Origin of the sequence: Oleiharenicola lentus, assembly GCF_051660365.1 — a bacterium.
In the GTDB taxonomy this organism is placed as follows: domain Bacteria; phylum Verrucomicrobiota; class Verrucomicrobiia; order Opitutales; family Opitutaceae; genus Lacunisphaera; species Lacunisphaera lenta_A.
The window spans coordinates 444,557-461,806 of the sequence record NZ_JBOZXB010000002.1; the positions used below are offsets into that span (position 1 = coordinate 444,557).

A 17,250-nucleotide genomic window follows, 5' to 3' on the forward strand; every position below is an offset into this window, starting at 1 on the left:
AGGTTTTTGGGAGGTTGAAAAGTTAGGCGCCCTCGAGGGCCTGAATGCGGTCACGCAACGCGCTGAGATCCGCGTGATGCAGTTGCAGCGCGGCAACGATGTTGGGCGAAAGGGATGTCCAATCTACGCCCCACGTGTCTTCGCCGGCGTTGTAATGCGCCAACCACGGGCAGATCTCCGCGACTTCCTGCGCGAACACGCCATAGGCAAAGCGAGATTCGTTTTCGAAATCTCCCTCCCACGCTTGCCAACGATATTTGCGGAGCGGGATTTCGAACAACGGGGCCGCAACATCCTCGAGGTTGAACTCGCCCAAATCGGTTTTGCGCCGCGCGTCCGAGGAGGTAACGTAAGAGGTCGAAGATCCAGACACACTGATCTGCCCAACCTGCGTGCCCTGGCGGTGGAAGATTGCGGCGGGGCCGTCCGTGGAATTGCGGTTGAGCGAGAGAGCGAAATTTCCGTCGCGACTAATAAAGCAAGACGTAGTGGTAGGTTCTACCGCAAACCCGGTGTCGGTGTTTCCGGCATAGCCAGGAACCCAACTGCCGTTTGAGTCGATTTGAAGGCCGCCGCGCCAATAACCATGATTGAATTCCGGAGAACCCGAAGTCGGAATGCGCCAGCCGGAAACGCCGCTTACGAAATCGGCCGTCTGAATGTCCAGGCCGTCCAGAATCAGCGCACCAACGGTCGATTGAGAGCCGCCGCTTGCGGCGATTGCCTGCAGGCCCACGGCATGACCGTTGACGTCGAATTGCACACCCCAGGTTGCGATTGCTACTCCGTCAACGAGGTAGGCGGCCGTGATGACGTCGACGGAGCTTTGCAGATCGTCTTGGACGGCCTGCAAGTCGAGGACTTGCGAGGCGCGCGTGGTCGTCTCGTCAACGAGCGCGGTGTTCACCGTCGAGATCGCGGCCGTGTTGTCGTCGATTGCAGCGAATGCCGTATCAATTTGCGTGGCGAGGGCGGAGTCAGCGTCAACGAGCGCGGTGTAACGAGTGGCGGCGAGCGCGATCTCGTCATCCAGGCTCGCGAGCACGGCGTCTATGCTCGTGCTAAGAGCGCTGTCAGCGTCGGCACGGTCCGCGGCTTCGGAGGTGATCGCGTTTCCGCGGTCGATGATTTCTTGCTGAAGATTTTCCGCGAGCTCCTCGGCCTCATCTTCCAATTGCGCGAGGAAAATGTTCACTTCGTCAATCAGGCCGGCGAGATCGTCGATCGTCTGCGATTGTTCAACGATGAGCTCGGCCGTTTCCTCGATCGTGAAAGCTTCCGTTGCGTCGTAGGCTTTGACGCGGATCCGCCACACGCCGGCTTCAGGAAACATGAACGGGACCTTGAAGGAGAAGAGCGCGCGATCGTCCGGCGAGAACTCCGCGCTCTTCAAAGAAAACTCCGCGAGCACATCGCCGCCAACGCCGGTGTATCGCGTTGCCGCGATCTCGTAAGTCGTGAGATCGCCATTAACGTCGCTGATTTGACCGCTGATGTTATACGGAATGCCGGTGCGCAACGAGCCAACGAGCGGATCAATCGTGATAACCGGAGCTTCCGGTCCGCGATCGCGAAAACTGTAGTTGATCGCGTCGACCTCGCTTAGCTCGAGTTGAGCGCCACGTGTGAGCGGTTGCAGTTTGAAATATGCGGAGGTGTCCTCTACGAAGCGGCGATGACGATGCACCGTGAGCTCGTCGCGATAAACGAGCCACACCTCGTCGCCAGTATCATGCGAAGCGGGGAGGCTGCCTTGTCGCGCGCGTTTGCATCCCAATGTGTAGTTGAGGCCGTCCACCGTGATGGATCCCACGGAAAAGACTTCATTCCCGATGAGGAGGAGGAGCTCGTCGTTGATTTGCTCGTCGGCCGTTTGCTGCACGTAACGCGCGCGGTCGAGATCGTCCCCGTCGATCTCGATTTGAATTGTCGCGTCGAAATTGTTTGCCGCCAAACCGTCAATCAAAGTCGCGCGCGTGGCCCACTCATGCACCAAGCCGAGCGATCCATAATTCGAGCCGGTCGTTGAGAACCAGGCACGGAAACGGTTCACGGTTGCTCCGGCGAAAATGCCTCCCTCGAAGATCGACGGCGGCCGCTTCGCTAGAATTACCACCGGCAAACCGATGGGGGAATCCGCGAGTTCGGGGGTGATTTCCCAGATCCGCGCGGCCGTGATCGGCGTCGGCAATGTCTTGGGCTGCGTCGGACGGGGCGGTGCCGGCGGCGTTTGCGGAGTAGGGAAGACGCCGCGCTCTGCGGTGTATTCGAAAGAAGGTGAACCGAGATACCGATCGACGCGGCGGGTTATGCGGCAAATTTGGTTGACCGCTGGCCCGGGCAAATCGACCTGGAAATTGTCGCCGGCTTGCAAGCGATCGCCATTTGCCCAAACGGCGCGCGGGCGACGAACTTTGCCTTCGCGCTGCCAAATACCCTCTGCGGCCGTGGCGGCGGCTTCCGCTACGAAGACCGCAGCTTGTTCGGAATCAATGATTGCGGGCGCTTCCAATATGCGCGGATCCACCGCATTTTGCGATTCGATGCTGTCAGACGCGGAGCCGTGCGAGGGCTTGCGTTTGAAATTGTCGAGGGCGTCACGATACATCACGACGACTTTATTGACCGTAGCGGACGGCGGTTCGGATTCACCGGAGGGACGTTCGGTGAAGTCGTGAACCGTCAGCATCGTGAGGCCTTCCGGAATTTCGCCATCGTGCGGATAGAAGCCGGCGCGCAAGCGACCATTCTCAAAACGGATCCAGCCGTCAAAATACTCGAGCAACGCTTTCACGACGCTGCGGGCATTCTCTAAACGATTCAGGAAAGGCGCGTGACATCCCACTCGCGAAACCACCGCGGCGGAAAGTTGCTCCCACTCCTCGGCATCGAAGAGCGAAGGCGGCAAACCAACGCCAAAAATCGGATTCGTGAGGAGCTCGAGGATGATTGCCACCATGCTCTCGCCCTGAGCGCTCAGTTGCGGCGAGAAGTCCCCGAAGCCGATTAGGCTTTCGCAATGCCCGTAAATCACGACGTTACCGGCGGAGCGTGAGCTCGTAAGGCGCATGCGACGAACCACGACAAGGATTTCGTTGTCGTAGCCAGGATGCCACTGTGTCGGATCCAATTCGCGAATTGGCCCAAGGAGAATATCGTCCTCGGGTTGCTCGGCTCGGCCCCAATACACGTAAAACGTTCCGGCTGCCGTGACGACTTCAACGCGCCAGTAGTCGGGGTGATCTGGATCGTCGGGGCGAGTAATCTCACCTGTCCAGACGGGCTCATCGTCGATTTCGATTTTCGTCAGTTTCGCGAGTAAGCCAACCGCAGCAACGCCCGCGACGTCGCCATAGTATTCGTAGCCTGAAATCTTAGAGCCGCCTTTGCCCTGTTTCTCGCCGTAGATCGGAACATCGTCCGGATTGTAGATTGTCGGCACGATCCACGTGAGCGCTGAATAGCCAGGGCCGCGCCAGAACGCGACGGGCACGCCGGTTTCATTAGACGCCATGTCGGACGCGTCGATGTTGGCAACCTTGGGCGCTTTACTCGGAACGTTGGCTCGACCGAAACTCATGTGATTTCGAAAAGACGAAGCGCGTAGAGCGCGCGTTGGAGGAATTTCTCTTCAGAAATTCCGTGAATGATGACGCCGTGATCTTCGACGGCATGGACAACCTTATCCCACTTGATCACCTGCGCGGCATGGTGATCCGTGCGGCCGCTGTTGAGTCCGATCAAATCTCCGGGCATGAGCTTGCCGTTGATCGGCACGAAGACGAGGAGACCGCGCAACGGTTCGGCGTTCTGCAAAAAAGAGAGGAGTTGCGGATCCGTAGCGTGATGCCCGTGATCAATTTCGTAGCGCGGCAACGTGAGACGAGGGATCGCGCCGAGTTCAACCCAGAGCTCATGTTGCAACTCCACGCAGCCGACGCCTTCGCCAAGGCTCGCATTGTTGGCGCGCCAAGGCGTGCCCTTCCAACGGCGTGCGGCCGCGTCAAGCGCGTCCTGTCTTTCGGGAAGTCTAAACCAAGGTTTCATTTTTTTCCGGTGGGGGTTTCGATGTCGCGCGTTGGCAGCGAGAGATTTTTTGGCCCGATGCGCGGATGCGCGCCGAAGCGCAAACGGTTGTTATACTTTTCGTGACACTCCGTTGGCGTGCCGCGGCAATGCGGCCTAAACGTCACGGTCTCGCTCACGGCGAAATGACGGAAAGGCCGGCGCAATCGGAAACGCTGATTGCCGCCGCCCAGGTTTTCGCTTCGCACAATCTGGCGGATCTCGTAGTTCGCTCCCGCGCCATGCTTAATCCAGCCGCCGGCAAACCAATCATCCTCGAGCCCAGCGCCCGGCGGATTAGAGCCAACTGCGACCGTCACAGACATGCCGGTTTGCGACGAGAAAAAGCCTTCGAAAGTCCAGTTAGCGGGATTCAGATTGCAGCCCGCGCGACAGAAATCGTGTTTGCAGTTCGGGCCGTATGGCTTCGCGGGAATTTTCGCGTCTTGTTTGCCGCCAAGCACGATCGTTTCCGCGCGCAGTTGTCGGCCGACATCCTTCACTCTACCGATCTTGCCGACGTAAATTAGTTTCGCGTCGTTCGGGGCATCGGGCGTGCCGTGGCGAATTTCTATGTTTAACGGGGCCTCGAGCTCACGTTTAACAGCGAGCATGAGCGGATTGCCGTCAAACATCCAAGAGGAGAGCGTCGTTGGGTTGTCGCTGAAGTCGATCGTTTGATCAACCTGGTCGTGTTTAAAGAACGCCTTTGTGTCGCCGAGGTAAGCGACCGGCGCCTCGTTTTCCGTCCGCGTAAGATCGTGCTCCCAATTCGTGAAGCGCCAGACGATCGGACCGCCTGGCACATCCTGCCAGAAGCGATAGAAATACACGTCAGGTTTCTGAACAGGCTCCTCGCCGGCAACGCCGTCCTCCTCCCACGGAACTTGCGTGAATTCGATTTCGGCCTCCGCGTAACCATCCGTGACAAAGCGGAGCGTGAGCTCATCTTGCGTGAATCGCGCCTGCGTAACGTGCGGCGTCTCCGGCCCAGCCGAGCCAGGACGATGAAACCACGGCGCGGCAAAAGATTCGACGCGACCCTTGCGAGCCAGAAAGAAATTGAGAAGCAGGCGGATTTCGTCGCGCGACTTAAGCGAGATTGAGAAACGCTGTGTGCGGCGGACAATGCCCTCCTGGTTGTCGAGCGCTTCAACTCGGCCGTCGCCCACGTCGTCAACAATCGTCAAATCTTCCGTGCCACTACGAGGCGAGTTTAGCCAATTCGGTTTCAGTGATGAGGGCCAATCAGGGCCTACCGCGGCCTCGACCGGAGCAATGCGAAAATCCCACGGAGAACGTTCCACTAATTGCAGCGTGTATTCGACCGCGTTGTCCGTGATGGCGTCGAGATCCGGACGTTGCGCCAGACGCCCGACGAGCAAAGGGGCGAGCCAGCGGCGCGCTGGAACTTCCGGAACCGCATTCGCCGCAATGATGGAACAGCCGGTTTCATCGTAGTTAAGCACCCACTCCGCATGATAGATCCGGCTACCCCAAGCGGCGCGCGAGAGTTTGTCGGCAAACATTGGCAGCCCGACATAGACGCGATCGCCAACGGACGGCGCGCCGAGTTCGATCAGCGAAACTTCGAGTTCCTGCGCAATAGATCCGTAAATGCGCCAGGCGGCCGCTTGTTCGTGCCGGATAAACGAATGGCGCGGAAATCGGTTCTCGCGATACGTCAGGCCGGTTTCGACCGTGGAAGTAATACGGTGCGTTACCTCGACTGACTCTTCCCAGTTGGGGCCAGGGAGAAACACAATGAGATCGTGACCAAGAAAAACTGTGCGGTGAAACATCGCCATAAATCAGCCCTCGACACCCAACTCCTCGCGATCGCGATTGAGGCGGCGAAATAGCGTCTTGCGACCGGACTGCTTGCTGAGCCAATCCATCGCGCGCGACTCGTCGTTAAAATATGCGACGTTTACACGGCTCCCTTCTTTGTCGCGACCTTTCGCGCCGCTAGAACCTCCGCTGGACGATGCCGCCGGCGCGGCCGATCGCGAAGCCGTAACCATGTCAGGCACACTCGGAAGAATCGTGCCGCTGACACTCGGAACGAAGAGCTCTGGACGTTTTTCGCCGACGATGTAAGGCCGGCCGGCCGTGACGGGACCGCCTTTTTCGCGGAAGGCGAGCACGGCCGCAAGCGCCGCAACACCCAGCGCGGCCGCGAGACCAAAGCTCGAGATTGAGGCGAGCGTTGCCGGCGGGGTGAGTGCGACGGTTTCGACGCTGGCCTTGGCGACCGTCTGCGCGGTTAGTGCAGTATTCTTAGCGGCGCCGGCCGCAACTTCGGCGGCGTCGAGTTTGCGGCCAAAAAGGAACATGAGCGTCCGGCGGGCGATGAATTCGGAGGCCATGTTCGCGAACGCGTTAATGACACCTGTAACCATCGTTGAACCGACATAACGGAAGGCGTCGCCCCAGGACATAGTTCCGGTGAGGAGGCCTTGAATCGCGCCACCAATGCCGTTCTGCAAAGTTTGCTGGATGTCGAAAAACTGCAGACGAATCTCGAGGAGACTGCTTTTGAGTTGGTCAATTTCCCCCTGGCGCTTGTTCTGCTCGTTGAGTGTTTTGAGATCCTCGGGAGAAATATCGCTGCGACGGCCGCCGGCGTCGTTGAGTCCGATAGGGCCTTCCTCTTTGAGTTTAGCCGCATTGATTTCTTCCAGGACGCGAAGCTCCTCACGCATGAGGAGAAGTTTTTCGTCACGCTTTTGGAAATCCGTGCGCGTGTAATCAGCGTCCAATTGCGCCAATTCCGCGCGACGATTCGTGAGCTCGAATTGCAACGAGCGCAGGGCCATGTCGCGCTTGGCGGCATCGTCGGGACCGGACGGAATTACTGGCGCGGGAGACGTTGGCTTTGGCGGATCCTTTTGCGTGAGGTCGATCAGCGGCATGCCCGAGACGAGCGCCCAGGCGTTGGCGGCCGATGCACCGGCGTATTCAGTGAGATCCTGAATGCCTTGAATCATTCCCATCGCCCAACGCGCGACGGTCTCGAGCGCTGTGATCAATGGCGCGAGTTTGGCGACGGTCTCGCCGGCAAACACTACGAAGCGATTTTGCAATTGCTGCAGACGATCACCGGACTCCTCGAGCGTGCGCGCGGTCTCTTCGGAAATCAGACCGTGAGTCTGTTGGATTTCATCGCGTAATCCTGCGTAGCCTACACGGCCGAGGCGTTGCAGGACTTCGAGGAGGCGCGGCGCTTGCTTGGTTCCGAGGATGTCAACAGCCGCATTGTAGGCGGATTGTTGATTTTTCGCGTTGACGACTGCGAACGCGATTTGCTCGTAGATCTGGTCCGGCCGGAGCGCGGTCAACGCCTTGGCGTTGAGCTGCAGCGTGGCGTAAGCATCCGTAAGCTTCGAGTTACCTTGCGCCGCCTCCACGGTGTTTTTCTTCACGAGGAGAAGTTGTTTCTCCATGCCGCCCAGATTGTCGCCGGCATCCTCGGCCGCGCGGCCCAGGACTTGCACTGCCTCAACCGTGGTCTCGATGCGCGTGGCGGCGTCAACGAACTGTGAGCTTTGCGAGATAGCAGTCTTGGCCGCGAACACCGCGAAAGCCGCGCCTGCGATCAAACTCGCTTTGCCGACCTTTGTAAGCACGTCGATGACCTTGTCGACGCCCTCAATCTTCGACTTGAGGGCCAGAAGAATGTCTACGCGTGAATCGGCCATATATTATGGTCCGAATGTAACCAAGGAATCAGCCCGCCAATTCAGCAGGCGCTTGTTGAAACGGGATTCCGGTCAGAGCGATGAAGCTCATCAAATCCGCTCGCGTGGATTGCTTCGGTTTGGGTTTACTGGCGAAGGGCGAGGAGCGTTTTTGCATCGCCTCGAGATACTTGCCATAAAGTTTGCCAGCCGATTTACTCATGATCGCGGCCGTGCTTAAACCTATGCCGGAAACAATCGAAAGAGCCCGCGCGGCATCTTCGCGTGCGCGCTCTTCAAGGATCATGACCGCCTCTGGCAACGTCAGGTTGTGCCAGCACCACGTCATGGACTTACCGATCACACCGGCGACGGCGGCGGCGAGGCGGGCTCGGAGGTCATCTTCTGAATCTCTTTCTCCAAGATCCTCGAGTCCACGATCCCCGCCTTCTTCAGTGCCGCTTGCACCGGTAGGGCCGCTTCCGTCAGTTTCGCCCGTCGCGTGGCCCAGAGACAGGCGCCGGTAAAATTTAGATCGTGTCCGAGTGATACGATTTCCATCACGCTTTGCGCAGCGAGTTTCGACGCCCATTCCACAGAATTTCCGGTGAGATAAGCGGCAAGGTTAAGCTCGTGATCGACGCGCGCCATATACTGCGCGTATTCTCCGAGTTTGAGCAGACGGACGAGAACTTCTTGTTCAGTGCCGTTTTCGAGAATGACGGTGAGCTTTTCGCCACCGGCCGCGACAATCGCAGGAGAAAGTTTTGTAGACATGAGGAAAAGAAATTGTCGCGTTGCCTAGCGGCGGACAAACGCCAGGCAACGCGACGGGTGACACTATCCACACAGGGTCCGCGCAAACGGGAGCGGCTCGCAGGAGCCGCGAAGATTAAGCCGCAATGTTTGGACGAACGCCGGCAGTCCACAGACCAGGGGCAACGGCCATCATCACTTGCATCGTGAGCTTAACATCCGTGAAGTCTTCACCGTTGAGTTTGAAATCACCGGAGAGAGTCGCCTTCGCGTAGAAGCTATGCAAAACGAGAATGCCCGCGCCGGTAGCGGCAACGATTTTCTCGCCTTCCGCTTGGACGCCCAGCCAACCGTAGAATTCAAATGGCTTGCCTGGTTTAGGAGCGGTGCCCGAAGCAGACCCCATCATGCGAGCGAGCATTTCGGGGGAGAGTTTTTTGATCTGGGTTTCCAGCGTGATTTTTTTCTTCACGCTGCGGAGATCTTCGAGACCGATTTCGCCATCTTTGGAGCCCCACTGCTCTTTGATCTCGGCCTCAAGCTTGAGCGTTGAGTCCGGCAGTTCGCCGAAATCAATCGCCGTGTAGCTCGCGGGCTTTTCGGGATTTGCGCCAGGAACTGTCGCGTGGCCCTTCAGCCAAGCAGTGCCAATGATAAGGTGTTTTGGGTCGGTCTCAGACATAGGAGGGAGGAGTTGAAGTTACGGTTTGGAGAAATGTTTGCCGGCGAACGGCGGTTATTGGTCCCAGGTGAAAACGCGATCGGTAAGGCCGACGAAATTTTGCAGCGTGACGCGCGTTTGGTTTTCGTAACTGGGATTGGCGAAGCCGGTCATGATCCAGCCCTCGGAATCGGACGATGCGGCCTGATGAATGGTGAGTGAGCCGTTGGCCCAATCGGCGGCGTAGATTACCAGAGAGCCGGTGCGAACGTCGCCAAAGCCAACGTTTGTTTTCTCTACGGCGAAGGCGACGATCGTCTTGCGTGGATCCATGCCGGCGGGCGCGGCCGGAATGTATGGCGCCATGCTACCTGTCCCCAAGATCGGACGGATTTTGCCGCCCGTGTTCCGCGCGTATTGCTCCGCGTGCATGAAAGCCGCGGATTGCGAGTTGAACATGTGACGCTCGGGGAGCGCCGCCTCGAGCTTGCGATGCCAGCGCGCGGCGACAGAGCAAAGAACAAGGAGACCGAGCACGGCGAGGATGATGAGGAATTTTGTCATGGGGCGTATTGGTTGAAGAGCGTTTGCCAGTGTTGGCCGTAGCGAAGGAGCAGACCGATCAGATCGGCGGTGGAGAGGGTTTGCTCCTCGTCGTTGAAATCCCAAATTTGCTGAGGAGAGGCTAGGAACGGAGCGCGGGCTTCCAAGGGCAGCACGCCAAGCGCAAGCTGGATCAACGTGGCCTGGCTCGTGAACATGCTGCGCGCGCGCTCTGTGGTTTTGAGCTTAACGCCGGTGTCAGCGTCCAGAAAACCAACGGCTAGTTGCGCCGCATAGATCTGCGCGGGGGTCAGTGGCGGCGGTTGAGCGCTCGCGATATCGCTCTCAACATTCGCTTCGTTCGGCGTAGTCGCGCTCGGGATGCCGATGATGCCGTGTGACGGCGAATCAATGAGGTAGCTTGTGCCGGAAAAACCAACGACCAAGCCGAGGGAGCACGGGAATGAATCAAATAAGTTTCCTTCGCTCATTGGTTATGCGGCGCGGTGGCCGGTGAAAGTGTTGCGCACTACGTCGGTCGTAGATTGATAAGCCCAGAACTGATTGCCCGCGGGTTTACGCGTGACCGGCGTAATCGGGTTGATCCCCGCTGCCAGTGCGGCGCTCGCCTTGTAGGTTGCGAGTGAGCCGGTGAGATGTCCGAGACTGGTCGTCGGCATTCCGGTCAACGGCGTTTGCTCGATTGTGTCGATGACGTCCTTTGCGCTGTCGAGCACATCACCGCCGAGAATTGCTTGGCCTCCGGCTGCGTTGCTCGCGGTGTCGGTAATGATCCTCCACCATTTGTCATCGGTCACACCGCGAATACCGACGAGTCTCGCTGAGTTGCCGCCGATTTCTGTCCAGTCATCGAGGACCGGTATGCACTGCACGCGAGGAAGGGAGAGCGCGCCAATCTGAACGAGTGACGCGCCCCACAGATAAATGCCGCTTACGCCGTCGCCAGCGTAGCTAAGGCCCGCGTAGGCGTTGCCGTTAGGCGAAGTGTGCATCTTCGCGTTGTGCGTGCCGGCGGTATTGCAGATGCCGCGAATGCGCATTTGGAACCAGCCTGAACCAACGTCTGTTGCGGAGCATGAAATAAACGTCCATGACGCGGCGTAAGAGTTGCCCGGCGTGAGTGCGGAGAGAGAAAAATCGTAAGCCGACCGGCAACCACCGAGTTCAAAATAGACGGAGCGACCGTTCGTTTTCGTATAGAAAGAAAATTCGTAGATGCCTCCCGCCGATAGGGGCAGCAGGCTCGTCAGCTGAGCATAGTGCTGTGCTGTCGTAGCAGTCTCAATTAGAGAGTCCGCAGTGCTGGTCGCGTCGGGAGCAGTCGTCGCGTTTGCTGAGACCGACGCTGCGATTTTCGTCCAATAGGCGTTTTCAAATTCGCTGCCGAATTGGAGGCGATTCGCTTGGCTACCACCCAATTGCACCCAGGCAGGCGGCTGGCCCGTAACCAGCCAGGCGAGGGATTCAGCGCTGGTAAGGTGCGCATTCATCCAGCACCCAAGAGGAGCCTCACCGGCCGGCCAGTTGAAGCCTGTCAGGTGATAAGCTGAATTTAGATTAGCGTCCAACCACTCGGGAGGAGTTCCGCCGGTTGCAGCAACGAAAGATGCCGAAACATCTTCGCCGTTAATACGCACCACGGGATTTCCCGTTCCCTTGAACAGCAATATCTCGACCATTACAGTCGCGCCGGAATGTGCCGCGCGAAACCCCGCGAAGGTGAATGTTCGATTGTTGGATGAATTCGAGGTGCCGTTTGCTTGAATTCTCAAAGCGCCAGCTGTGTCGAATTGAACTTGTAACGAATCCCCAATCGAGAGTGCGGGCGCAGTTGAAGAGGAGAGAAAAAAAATGTTGGCGGTTACCGCCGGATTCGCGGTAGAAACGGGGACTGAACCCCGCCATTCCGCGACAAGTGCGCCAGCCAACCAGCCGCGGTGACCGGCCGAGAATGGCCCTTGAATTTGTGCGCGATTGGTGGTCGTGCCATCGCTCTGGAGCCATTGCGCAAACGCGCGACTTGCATTGAATTGCGCGATGAGATTTTCGATCAAGATTGCGTTGTCCGCGCGGCCGCCGGAGTCCGGATCGCGTTCGAGGTAGAGGAGAGAGCCAAGCTTGGCTAACTTCACGCGGGTTTGTTCGTCGAGGCGGCTCATGGAATCAGCGGGCGTAGTAAAGCGTTTGACCATTCGCGCCGTTCATCAGCGCGCCGGAGGCGAAGGACATGCCGCGCACCATCTGCACGGAACTGGAAGTGGTGGCGCGCGCGGCAACGGGGTTCACGCGATGCCGGCGAAGGCCGGCGGTGGCGGACGACGTGCTCACGGCGGTAGGTGAATTCAGGCGACGGCGTTCGCCGGCAAACATTCCGCGCGCGGAAACCACCGCGGCGGGAGCTGCGAGGCGCTGACGCTCGAGCGTGACCGATCCGCGAGCCGTGACGCGCGCGACTGACGAAAGCGTGCGGACGCGAAGCACGACGGCGGCGCCGATCGCCCGCGCGGCCGCAAGGAGGCGAGCCGGACGGCGGCGCTCGAGGAGCGCACGAATGCGGCCGGCGTAGGCCTCGAGCTTGCGAATGTTTCCGGTGATCGGCACGGGATTAAGCAGAGAGACGGAACTTGAGGCCGCCGGCGGGAATAATGGGGCGATCGTCGATCGCGTAGGCCTTGCCATACCAACGACGAAGGAACACTGCGCCATCCGCCGTGATGTCGATCGCGGCGCCGCCGATGGTGGCAGAAAGCTTTAGCGTGCCGGCCGCGGAGTTGACGACGTAGTAAGTCGTATTCAGCGCGAGGCCGGCGGGAATGGGCAGACCATCCAACGCGAAAACGCGCGCCATCATGCCATCGGTGAGGCCGTGCGCGGCGCGGGTGAGCGTGTCAACCGATGCCTGGACAACGAACGCTTGCGGCGTGTCGCCACACGGTTGCGCCCAGCGGATCACGTTGCCACTGTCACGAATGCCCCAGCCGACGATTTCCGGAAGTGCGCCGGTGAGAACGGGGAATTGAATCTCCGCGATGTTCGCAACGAGATCGCCAACGAGGGAAAAATTCGCGTCGAGCGCGGCAACGATAACGGAAGCGTAACCGCTCCCCGCAGCTTCAACGCCGCCGCTGCCGTCGTCCGCGGGGAGCGTGGTGAACAAGCAAACCTTGAGCGTGTCCGCGCTCGCGGGACGCGTGTAGCCCGCGGGAACCGTCCGGAGTGCGAGCCCGAGAATGGTCTGACGATATGAGAGGAGCATATATTAGCCCGCCGTGTAACCAACGCGCGGGAGAACAACGGTTTTTCCGGCGAGACCGTCGACGGGGCGGAGCTTTCCCTCGGAGTCCAAAATTGAAACATCCCAAGGGTAGGCGATTAAGACGGAGAGCGCGGCCGTTTCGGCGGCCGTGAGATCGACGCAAAAAAAGACTTTCTCCGGATCGGAATCAGCGAGGAGCGTGATGCCCGCGCCCAGCTTCTTGCGGATCACGGCATCAGCGTCCGGCATCGCGCCGTGTTGCTTCATGCAAAACGCGATGCCGTCGATCTGCCCCGCATCGGCTTCGATGTCGCTCCGCGAAATTTCGAGAGCGAAAGATTGATCGCGCCCTTGATAAATCGGGAGCGCGAGCGGGTCGAGATAGGCGGAAATCGCACTCATGTTTTAGCGAGGAGTTTCCGCGGCTTGCCGAAAACGAGGTAATGCAGATCCAATCCGTCAACGTCAGGATCGGGTTGGCCGATGGGTTGATCGGGAAACTCGAAGCCCGCCCCGAGGAGATACTCGATCGCTTGCTCAATCATGCGCGCAACGACGCGGTTGGCCGGCACAGTCTCGGGATGCTCCGAATTGAATGCGGCGCGGTTAATGTTCGGCGCTTCGCAAATGCACACGGCGGAGAGCAAACGCAGCGAAAGGCCGGCGCCCTTGACCTGATCCAAACGTTGAGCGCGCGGCGTCTTGATGATGACGACAATTCCCTGACGGAGGATTGCCTTTTCGAAAACGCCGTCCGCCGCCTGCCACTCCTCCGGAGTTGCCGCCGGATCCAACTCGAGCATGACCTCGAGGCCGGCGAAGAGCGGGGAGTTCGCGAGCGCGGCTTTGGCGTCGGACTGGATCGTGTCGAAGCTCATACGTTGATCGCCTCCGCGATTGTGCGGCCGGCTTCCATGCCATTGCGCAACGTTGCTTTCAGCGCCTCGGATTCTTTGCGGGCGAGATAAGAACCGATGTCCGCGGAGAGGGCAGCCAGCGCGTGCGCGAAAATGCCGCGCCGGTTGCCCACCTCCAGGGAGCCCGGAACAAAACTGGAAAGGCGCACTGCGACGGAGCCGGATTCGCCGCTACCCTCGAGGGCGGCGCGCGAGAGCAAGGGCGCAACTTGGCTTCGCGGATTCACGAGCTCGATCCGGCGCGAGTCTTTCAACCGGCGGATTCGCTTCATGAGCCAGGCGGCCGACATGAAACCGGAGGCCGCGCCGCGGAGGTTAATCTCAAACACGGTGGAAACCGCACGGAAATTCATGCGCTTGTCCGTGTCTTTATACACGCCAGGGAAAAGAATTTCGCGCTCGGCATTTGTGGCGAGCGAGCCAGGCACGGCGAAACCACCGGTGCCGCGACGGCCGCCGGCGATGCGACGCCCCGCGGTGCTGACACGCACGCCGCGGATCTGCAAGCGGCCTTCAAACAAACTCACGTTGGCGAGGATGCTTTTAAACCCGCCCATGATGGATTGCGCGCGCGCGGCCGCGACGCCGGTAATACCGTCTTTGTGATTACCGTTTCGCCGCCCGAGGGTGAAACCGCGGGCAATGGCGGCCTCCGTAATTTTTTGCGCGTGCGGTGCGCGTGCACGGAAAAGCGCGGCGAGGCTATTACCGCCTGGCGCGCGATAGGCGAGATCTTCGCCTTTCTTGATCAGGACTTGCTCGCCGGTGAGACCGGCAACGCGACCGTAAGCAGCGAGGTTGAACCCGAGTTGCTCGAGGATAAGCGGCGGTGAAACGACGACGATCGCGGACGTGCTCATGCCGGCGGGAGAAACGGGGGCTCGGTGCCGTCGGCACCGGCGAGGCCTTTCGTGCGCCAACGTTGGTAGAAGCGAACGGCACGCGGGAGCGCCAAAATAAAACAGAGGACTGTCAGCGCGCATCCGAAGAAACCGCCGACGACGCGGAACAAGAGTGTCAGGTGTTCGCCCCATGTCACGAGCCAGGTAAAGAGACCGCTGCTCGCGCCAGTTGCCGCGATCACAAGCGGGTGCGACTTCGCTTGAGCGACGAGATAAAGGGCGAACGTGGTGACGAGGTGGAACATTAGGGGAGGGCGGCGGCGTAACCGCACACAAAACTGACGAGGGGATCGGATTGCGGCCGCTCGGGACCGCCGTGAATGCGATAGACGCGGCCGACCGAATCGGTGAACGCCTGGTTGACGGCGGGAAGTTTGCCGGCAAACAAAGCGCGGGAAAAAGTCAGACGGACGATAACGTTGTTACTCTTGTGTTTGTCGTATGCCGTTTCGGTTGGATCCAACGACTCGCTGGTTGCTGGCAAATCGCAGAGGGCGCCAAAGCGAAATTTGGTTGGCGCCACATAAGCGATGTTGGCCGCTAGCTGAGCAGCGAGCGCGCTATGATCGAAACCGGACACGACGCGAGGTTAGGTCTTCTTGGTGGAAGACTTCACCGGTTTGGATTCAGACTCAGAAGCACTTGCGGCCGCGAGCTTGCTTTCGAGCGCGGCGATTTTTGCAGCGTTCTCGTCCAAAACTTGGGCGCACTGCTCGAGCTTGCTGTTTGCCTCATCCCGAGATTTGGCGAGGCGGGAGACTTCTTCTTTCAAAGAGACGGCCGCTTGATCGCGCGAAGCGATAACACCGTTGAGGGCTTCGATGGTCTTGGCCTGTTCGGCGAGATCGCCTTTGGCGGCGGAAACTTTCGTATTGAGGTCGGTAATCGTTGCATCAGCCGCGCCGAGTTTTTCAACAAGCTGCAGATTGCGGGCATCACCGGTGGTGAGTGATTCACGCAACTGCGTGATGATTTCGCCTTGAGCGATGTTTTGATCCAAGATTTCCGCCACGGCGGGATCCTTACGCGCAGCTTTGTGAAGGCGACGGACACGGCCGAGGTTGGCTTGCGCGTCGAAAAGCGATTCGCGATCGCGATGCAGTTGAGCGAGGTGAGCGGCGGCCTTCTCGGCTTTGGAAAGCTTTGGCTGGTTTTCTTCCGTGGGCATGACGAACGAAATTGAGGGTTTGGAGTTCGGGTGAATAAAAGGCGGAGGGCCATGAGCACCCGCCGCCGTTAAACACACCGGTTAAATTAGCCGTTGGAACGAAGGCACACGATGCGCGCACCGCGGGCGTCCGCGTAAGCGAGCGTCCAGTTGGCTTCCACCGCCAGTTCCGCATTGGTGGCGGATTGACCGGCCGGATTGCCCGCCCATGCAGCGCCTTGCGGGTGCATGATGAAACGCGTATAATCGGCGAAACCTTTGTTGTTTTTGCTCGTGTCGAGGATGGGGTAGAACGTCGAGATTTCACCCACTTCCGAAGCCTGCGGCTTCTCGCCATAAGCGACCGCGCCAGGCATAAAGATGTAGGTATCGTAAACGAAACCAGACACACCACCCGCACGACGGAGAAGATCACTGACGATGACGCGAGAGCCTTTGTAATCCTTCACGCGTTTCTTGCCCTCGGAATCGCGGATGATAGTGACGTCTTCTTGTAACGACATCGCGGTTTCGATGTCGGAGTGACACACGATAACGGCGTCATCCATCGTGTCCTTCAACTCACCGAGAAGGCCGATTGTCTTGAGGAACTCGTCCGAACTAAAAAGTTTATCCGCAGAAGGAGCAGCGCCCGTTTCGGAGAAGATGTCGCGACGCAGAGTTTTGAAAGCGGCCGCTCCCGCACCAGGGGCGGCGGCGAAACCGAACACACCGCGCATGATATGGAGAAGCGTGCGCTGACGATTGCGGAGCCGGTTGTCCGAAACGGTGTCGAGTGCGAAGCCGAGCGGATCCGCGCCGCTGACGCCCTTAGAGAGAGCGGTTGCGCCGAAACCGAGACGACGATTCAGGATCGCTGCGCGCTGTTTACCACTGGTCACGTTCTGGATCGTGAGATCGCCATTCTCGACCTGAATATCGTCCTGCATGTCCGCCTCTTTGAAAAACGGAATTTCAACGGCGGTCCCGCCGCCCGATGCAGCCTCAACGATTTGCGGGTCACGGATAGCGATACCAGAGTTGATCAGGCCGACGCGTGTGAGAACGCGTTCCGCGATGCCCACAATCCAGATCGCAGGCACCCAGAGATTGGCGACGGTGGTATGTGCCCCGAGCGTCATGCTTGGCTTTGGCATGAACATGGCGTTCACCGCGAGAAAAGCACAGACAGCAACCTTAGGACCGTAGTGGGTTGCGAGTTGGTCGAGACCAAATGCGAGCAAGCCGACGAGAAGGACGGCCGCGAGGATGAAGCGAGAGTTAGACATAAATGTGAAGTTG

At 59.1% G+C, this 17,250-nt stretch carries 19 protein-coding genes; all 19 read right to left on the minus strand.

Features of this window, described 5'->3' with window-relative positions; all coding sequences use genetic code 11:
* Window positions 1-22 precede the first annotated feature (22 nt).
* The 19 genes from ACRRQW_RS16600 to ACRRQW_RS16690 all read right to left on the minus strand — a co-directional run bounded on the left by ACRRQW_RS16600 (window position 23) and on the right by ACRRQW_RS16690 (window position 17,237).
* Window positions 23-3,580 (minus strand): tail fiber domain-containing protein, encoded by a 3,558-nt coding sequence (locus ACRRQW_RS16600; protein ID WP_438482717.1) that lies wholly within the window; start codon window positions 3,578-3,580, stop codon window positions 23-25.
* Window positions 3,577-4,047: a hypothetical protein gene (locus tag ACRRQW_RS16605; RefSeq protein WP_438482718.1), complete on the minus strand. Its 471-nt coding sequence runs from the start codon at window positions 4,045-4,047 to the stop codon at window positions 3,577-3,579. The genes ACRRQW_RS16600 and ACRRQW_RS16605 overlap by 4 nt, the downstream gene beginning before the upstream one ends.
* Window positions 4,044-5,867: a phage BR0599 family protein gene (locus ACRRQW_RS16610; protein WP_438482719.1), complete on the minus strand. Its 1,824-nt coding sequence runs from the start codon at window positions 5,865-5,867 to the stop codon at window positions 4,044-4,046. The genes ACRRQW_RS16605 and ACRRQW_RS16610 overlap by 4 nt, the downstream gene beginning before the upstream one ends.
* A 9-nt stretch (window positions 5,868-5,876) precedes the next feature.
* The gene (locus ACRRQW_RS16615) at window positions 5,877-7,766 is read right to left on the minus strand and encodes a hypothetical protein (protein WP_438482720.1); all 1,890 of its coding nucleotides are present in this window, start codon (window positions 7,764-7,766) and stop codon (window positions 5,877-5,879) included.
* Between the two features lie 28 nt (window positions 7,767-7,794).
* Window positions 7,795-8,094, minus strand: a complete 300-nt coding sequence (locus ACRRQW_RS16620) for a hypothetical protein (RefSeq protein WP_438482721.1) — start codon at window positions 8,092-8,094, stop codon at window positions 7,795-7,797.
* A gap of 11 nt (window positions 8,095-8,105) precedes the next feature.
* Window positions 8,106-8,522 carry a hypothetical protein gene (locus ACRRQW_RS16625; protein WP_438482722.1) on the minus strand — a complete coding sequence of 139 codons (417 nt, stop codon included), beginning with the start codon at window positions 8,520-8,522 and terminating at the stop codon, window positions 8,106-8,108.
* 115 nt (window positions 8,523-8,637) lie between these two features.
* Window positions 8,638-9,183: a hypothetical protein gene (locus ACRRQW_RS16630; protein WP_438482723.1), complete on the minus strand. Its 546-nt coding sequence runs from the start codon at window positions 9,181-9,183 to the stop codon at window positions 8,638-8,640.
* Between the two features lie 54 nt (window positions 9,184-9,237).
* A complete protein-coding gene (locus tag ACRRQW_RS16635) occupies window positions 9,238-9,726 on the minus strand; it encodes a hypothetical protein (RefSeq protein WP_438482724.1) in 489 nt (162 codons plus the stop codon).
* Window positions 9,723-10,196: a hypothetical protein gene (locus tag ACRRQW_RS16640; protein WP_438482725.1), complete on the minus strand. Its 474-nt coding sequence runs from the start codon at window positions 10,194-10,196 to the stop codon at window positions 9,723-9,725. Before ACRRQW_RS16640 ends, ACRRQW_RS16635 begins: the two co-directional genes overlap by 4 nt.
* A 3-nt stretch (window positions 10,197-10,199) precedes the next feature.
* Window positions 10,200-11,885, minus strand: a complete 1,686-nt coding sequence (locus ACRRQW_RS16645) for a phage head spike fiber domain-containing protein (protein ID WP_438482726.1) — start codon at window positions 11,883-11,885, stop codon at window positions 10,200-10,202.
* Window positions 11,886-11,889: 4 nt separating this feature from the next.
* Window positions 11,890-12,327 carry a hypothetical protein gene (locus ACRRQW_RS16650; RefSeq protein ID WP_438482727.1) on the minus strand — a complete coding sequence of 146 codons (438 nt, stop codon included), beginning with the start codon at window positions 12,325-12,327 and terminating at the stop codon, window positions 11,890-11,892.
* A gap of 4 nt (window positions 12,328-12,331) precedes the next feature.
* Entirely contained in the window at window positions 12,332-12,982 is a 651-nt protein-coding gene (locus ACRRQW_RS16655) for a phage tail fiber protein (protein WP_438482728.1), read from the minus strand.
* 3 nt (window positions 12,983-12,985) lie between these two features.
* Window positions 12,986-13,384, minus strand: coding sequence for a hypothetical protein (locus ACRRQW_RS16660; protein WP_438482729.1), 399 nt, complete (start codon window positions 13,382-13,384; stop codon window positions 12,986-12,988).
* Window positions 13,381-13,860 carry a hypothetical protein gene (locus ACRRQW_RS16665; protein WP_438482730.1) on the minus strand — a complete coding sequence of 160 codons (480 nt, stop codon included), beginning with the start codon at window positions 13,858-13,860 and terminating at the stop codon, window positions 13,381-13,383. The genes ACRRQW_RS16660 and ACRRQW_RS16665 overlap by 4 nt, the downstream gene beginning before the upstream one ends.
* Window positions 13,857-14,759 (minus strand): hypothetical protein, encoded by a 903-nt coding sequence (locus ACRRQW_RS16670; RefSeq protein ID WP_438482731.1) that lies wholly within the window; start codon window positions 14,757-14,759, stop codon window positions 13,857-13,859. The genes ACRRQW_RS16665 and ACRRQW_RS16670 overlap by 4 nt, the downstream gene beginning before the upstream one ends.
* On the minus strand, window positions 14,756-15,046 hold the full coding sequence (locus ACRRQW_RS16675; protein WP_438482732.1) for a hypothetical protein: 291 nt from the start codon (window positions 15,044-15,046) through the stop codon (window positions 14,756-14,758). Before ACRRQW_RS16675 ends, ACRRQW_RS16670 begins: the two co-directional genes overlap by 4 nt.
* Window positions 15,046-15,381, minus strand: a complete 336-nt coding sequence (locus tag ACRRQW_RS16680) for a hypothetical protein (RefSeq protein WP_438482733.1) — start codon at window positions 15,379-15,381, stop codon at window positions 15,046-15,048. Before ACRRQW_RS16680 ends, ACRRQW_RS16675 begins: the two co-directional genes overlap by 1 nt.
* A gap of 9 nt (window positions 15,382-15,390) precedes the next feature.
* Complete coding sequence (locus ACRRQW_RS16685) at window positions 15,391-15,969, minus strand: hypothetical protein (protein ID WP_438482734.1); 579 nt, start codon at window positions 15,967-15,969, stop codon at window positions 15,391-15,393.
* 86 nt (window positions 15,970-16,055) lie between these two features.
* Complete coding sequence (locus ACRRQW_RS16690) at window positions 16,056-17,237, minus strand: hypothetical protein (protein ID WP_438482735.1); 1,182 nt, start codon at window positions 17,235-17,237, stop codon at window positions 16,056-16,058.
* Between the last annotated feature and the right edge of the window lie 13 nt (window positions 17,238-17,250).

What these genes read in the sequence shown, in the direction of transcription:
- ACRRQW_RS16600 (WP_438482717.1), bottom strand. Translation starts at nt 3,580, where the DNA reads ATGAGTTTCGGTCGAGCCAACGTTCCGAGTAAAGCGCCCAAGGTTGCC.
- ACRRQW_RS16605 (WP_438482718.1), bottom strand. Translation starts at nt 4,047, where the DNA reads ATGAAACCTTGGTTTAGACTTCCCGAAAGACAGGACGCGCTTGACGCG.
- ACRRQW_RS16610 (WP_438482719.1), bottom strand. Translation starts at nt 5,867, where the DNA reads ATGTTTCACCGCACAGTTTTTCTTGGTCACGATCTCATTGTGTTTCTC.
- ACRRQW_RS16615 (WP_438482720.1), bottom strand. Translation starts at nt 7,766, where the DNA reads ATGGCCGATTCACGCGTAGACATTCTTCTGGCCCTCAAGTCGAAGATT.
- ACRRQW_RS16620 (WP_438482721.1), bottom strand. Translation starts at nt 8,094, where the DNA reads ATGACGTGGTGCTGGCACAACCTGACGTTGCCAGAGGCGGTCATGATC.
- ACRRQW_RS16625 (WP_438482722.1), bottom strand. Translation starts at nt 8,522, where the DNA reads ATGTCTACAAAACTTTCTCCTGCGATTGTCGCGGCCGGTGGCGAAAAG.
- ACRRQW_RS16630 (WP_438482723.1), bottom strand. Translation starts at nt 9,183, where the DNA reads ATGTCTGAGACCGACCCAAAACACCTTATCATTGGCACTGCTTGGCTG.
- ACRRQW_RS16635 (WP_438482724.1), bottom strand. Translation starts at nt 9,726, where the DNA reads ATGACAAAATTCCTCATCATCCTCGCCGTGCTCGGTCTCCTTGTTCTT.
- ACRRQW_RS16640 (WP_438482725.1), bottom strand. Translation starts at nt 10,196, where the DNA reads ATGAGCGAAGGAAACTTATTTGATTCATTCCCGTGCTCCCTCGGCTTG.
- ACRRQW_RS16645 (WP_438482726.1), bottom strand. Translation starts at nt 11,885, where the DNA reads ATGAGCCGCCTCGACGAACAAACCCGCGTGAAGTTAGCCAAGCTTGGC.
- ACRRQW_RS16655 (WP_438482728.1), bottom strand. Translation starts at nt 12,982, where the DNA reads ATGCTCCTCTCATATCGTCAGACCATTCTCGGGCTCGCACTCCGGACG.
- ACRRQW_RS16660 (WP_438482729.1), bottom strand. Translation starts at nt 13,384, where the DNA reads ATGAGTGCGATTTCCGCCTATCTCGACCCGCTCGCGCTCCCGATTTAT.
- ACRRQW_RS16665 (WP_438482730.1), bottom strand. Translation starts at nt 13,860, where the DNA reads ATGAGCTTCGACACGATCCAGTCCGACGCCAAAGCCGCGCTCGCGAAC.
- ACRRQW_RS16670 (WP_438482731.1), bottom strand. Translation starts at nt 14,759, where the DNA reads ATGAGCACGTCCGCGATCGTCGTCGTTTCACCGCCGCTTATCCTCGAG.
- ACRRQW_RS16675 (WP_438482732.1), bottom strand. Translation starts at nt 15,046, where the DNA reads ATGTTCCACCTCGTCACCACGTTCGCCCTTTATCTCGTCGCTCAAGCG.
- ACRRQW_RS16685 (WP_438482734.1), bottom strand. Translation starts at nt 15,969, where the DNA reads ATGCCCACGGAAGAAAACCAGCCAAAGCTTTCCAAAGCCGAGAAGGCC.
- ACRRQW_RS16690 (WP_438482735.1), bottom strand. Translation starts at nt 17,237, where the DNA reads ATGTCTAACTCTCGCTTCATCCTCGCGGCCGTCCTTCTCGTCGGCTTG.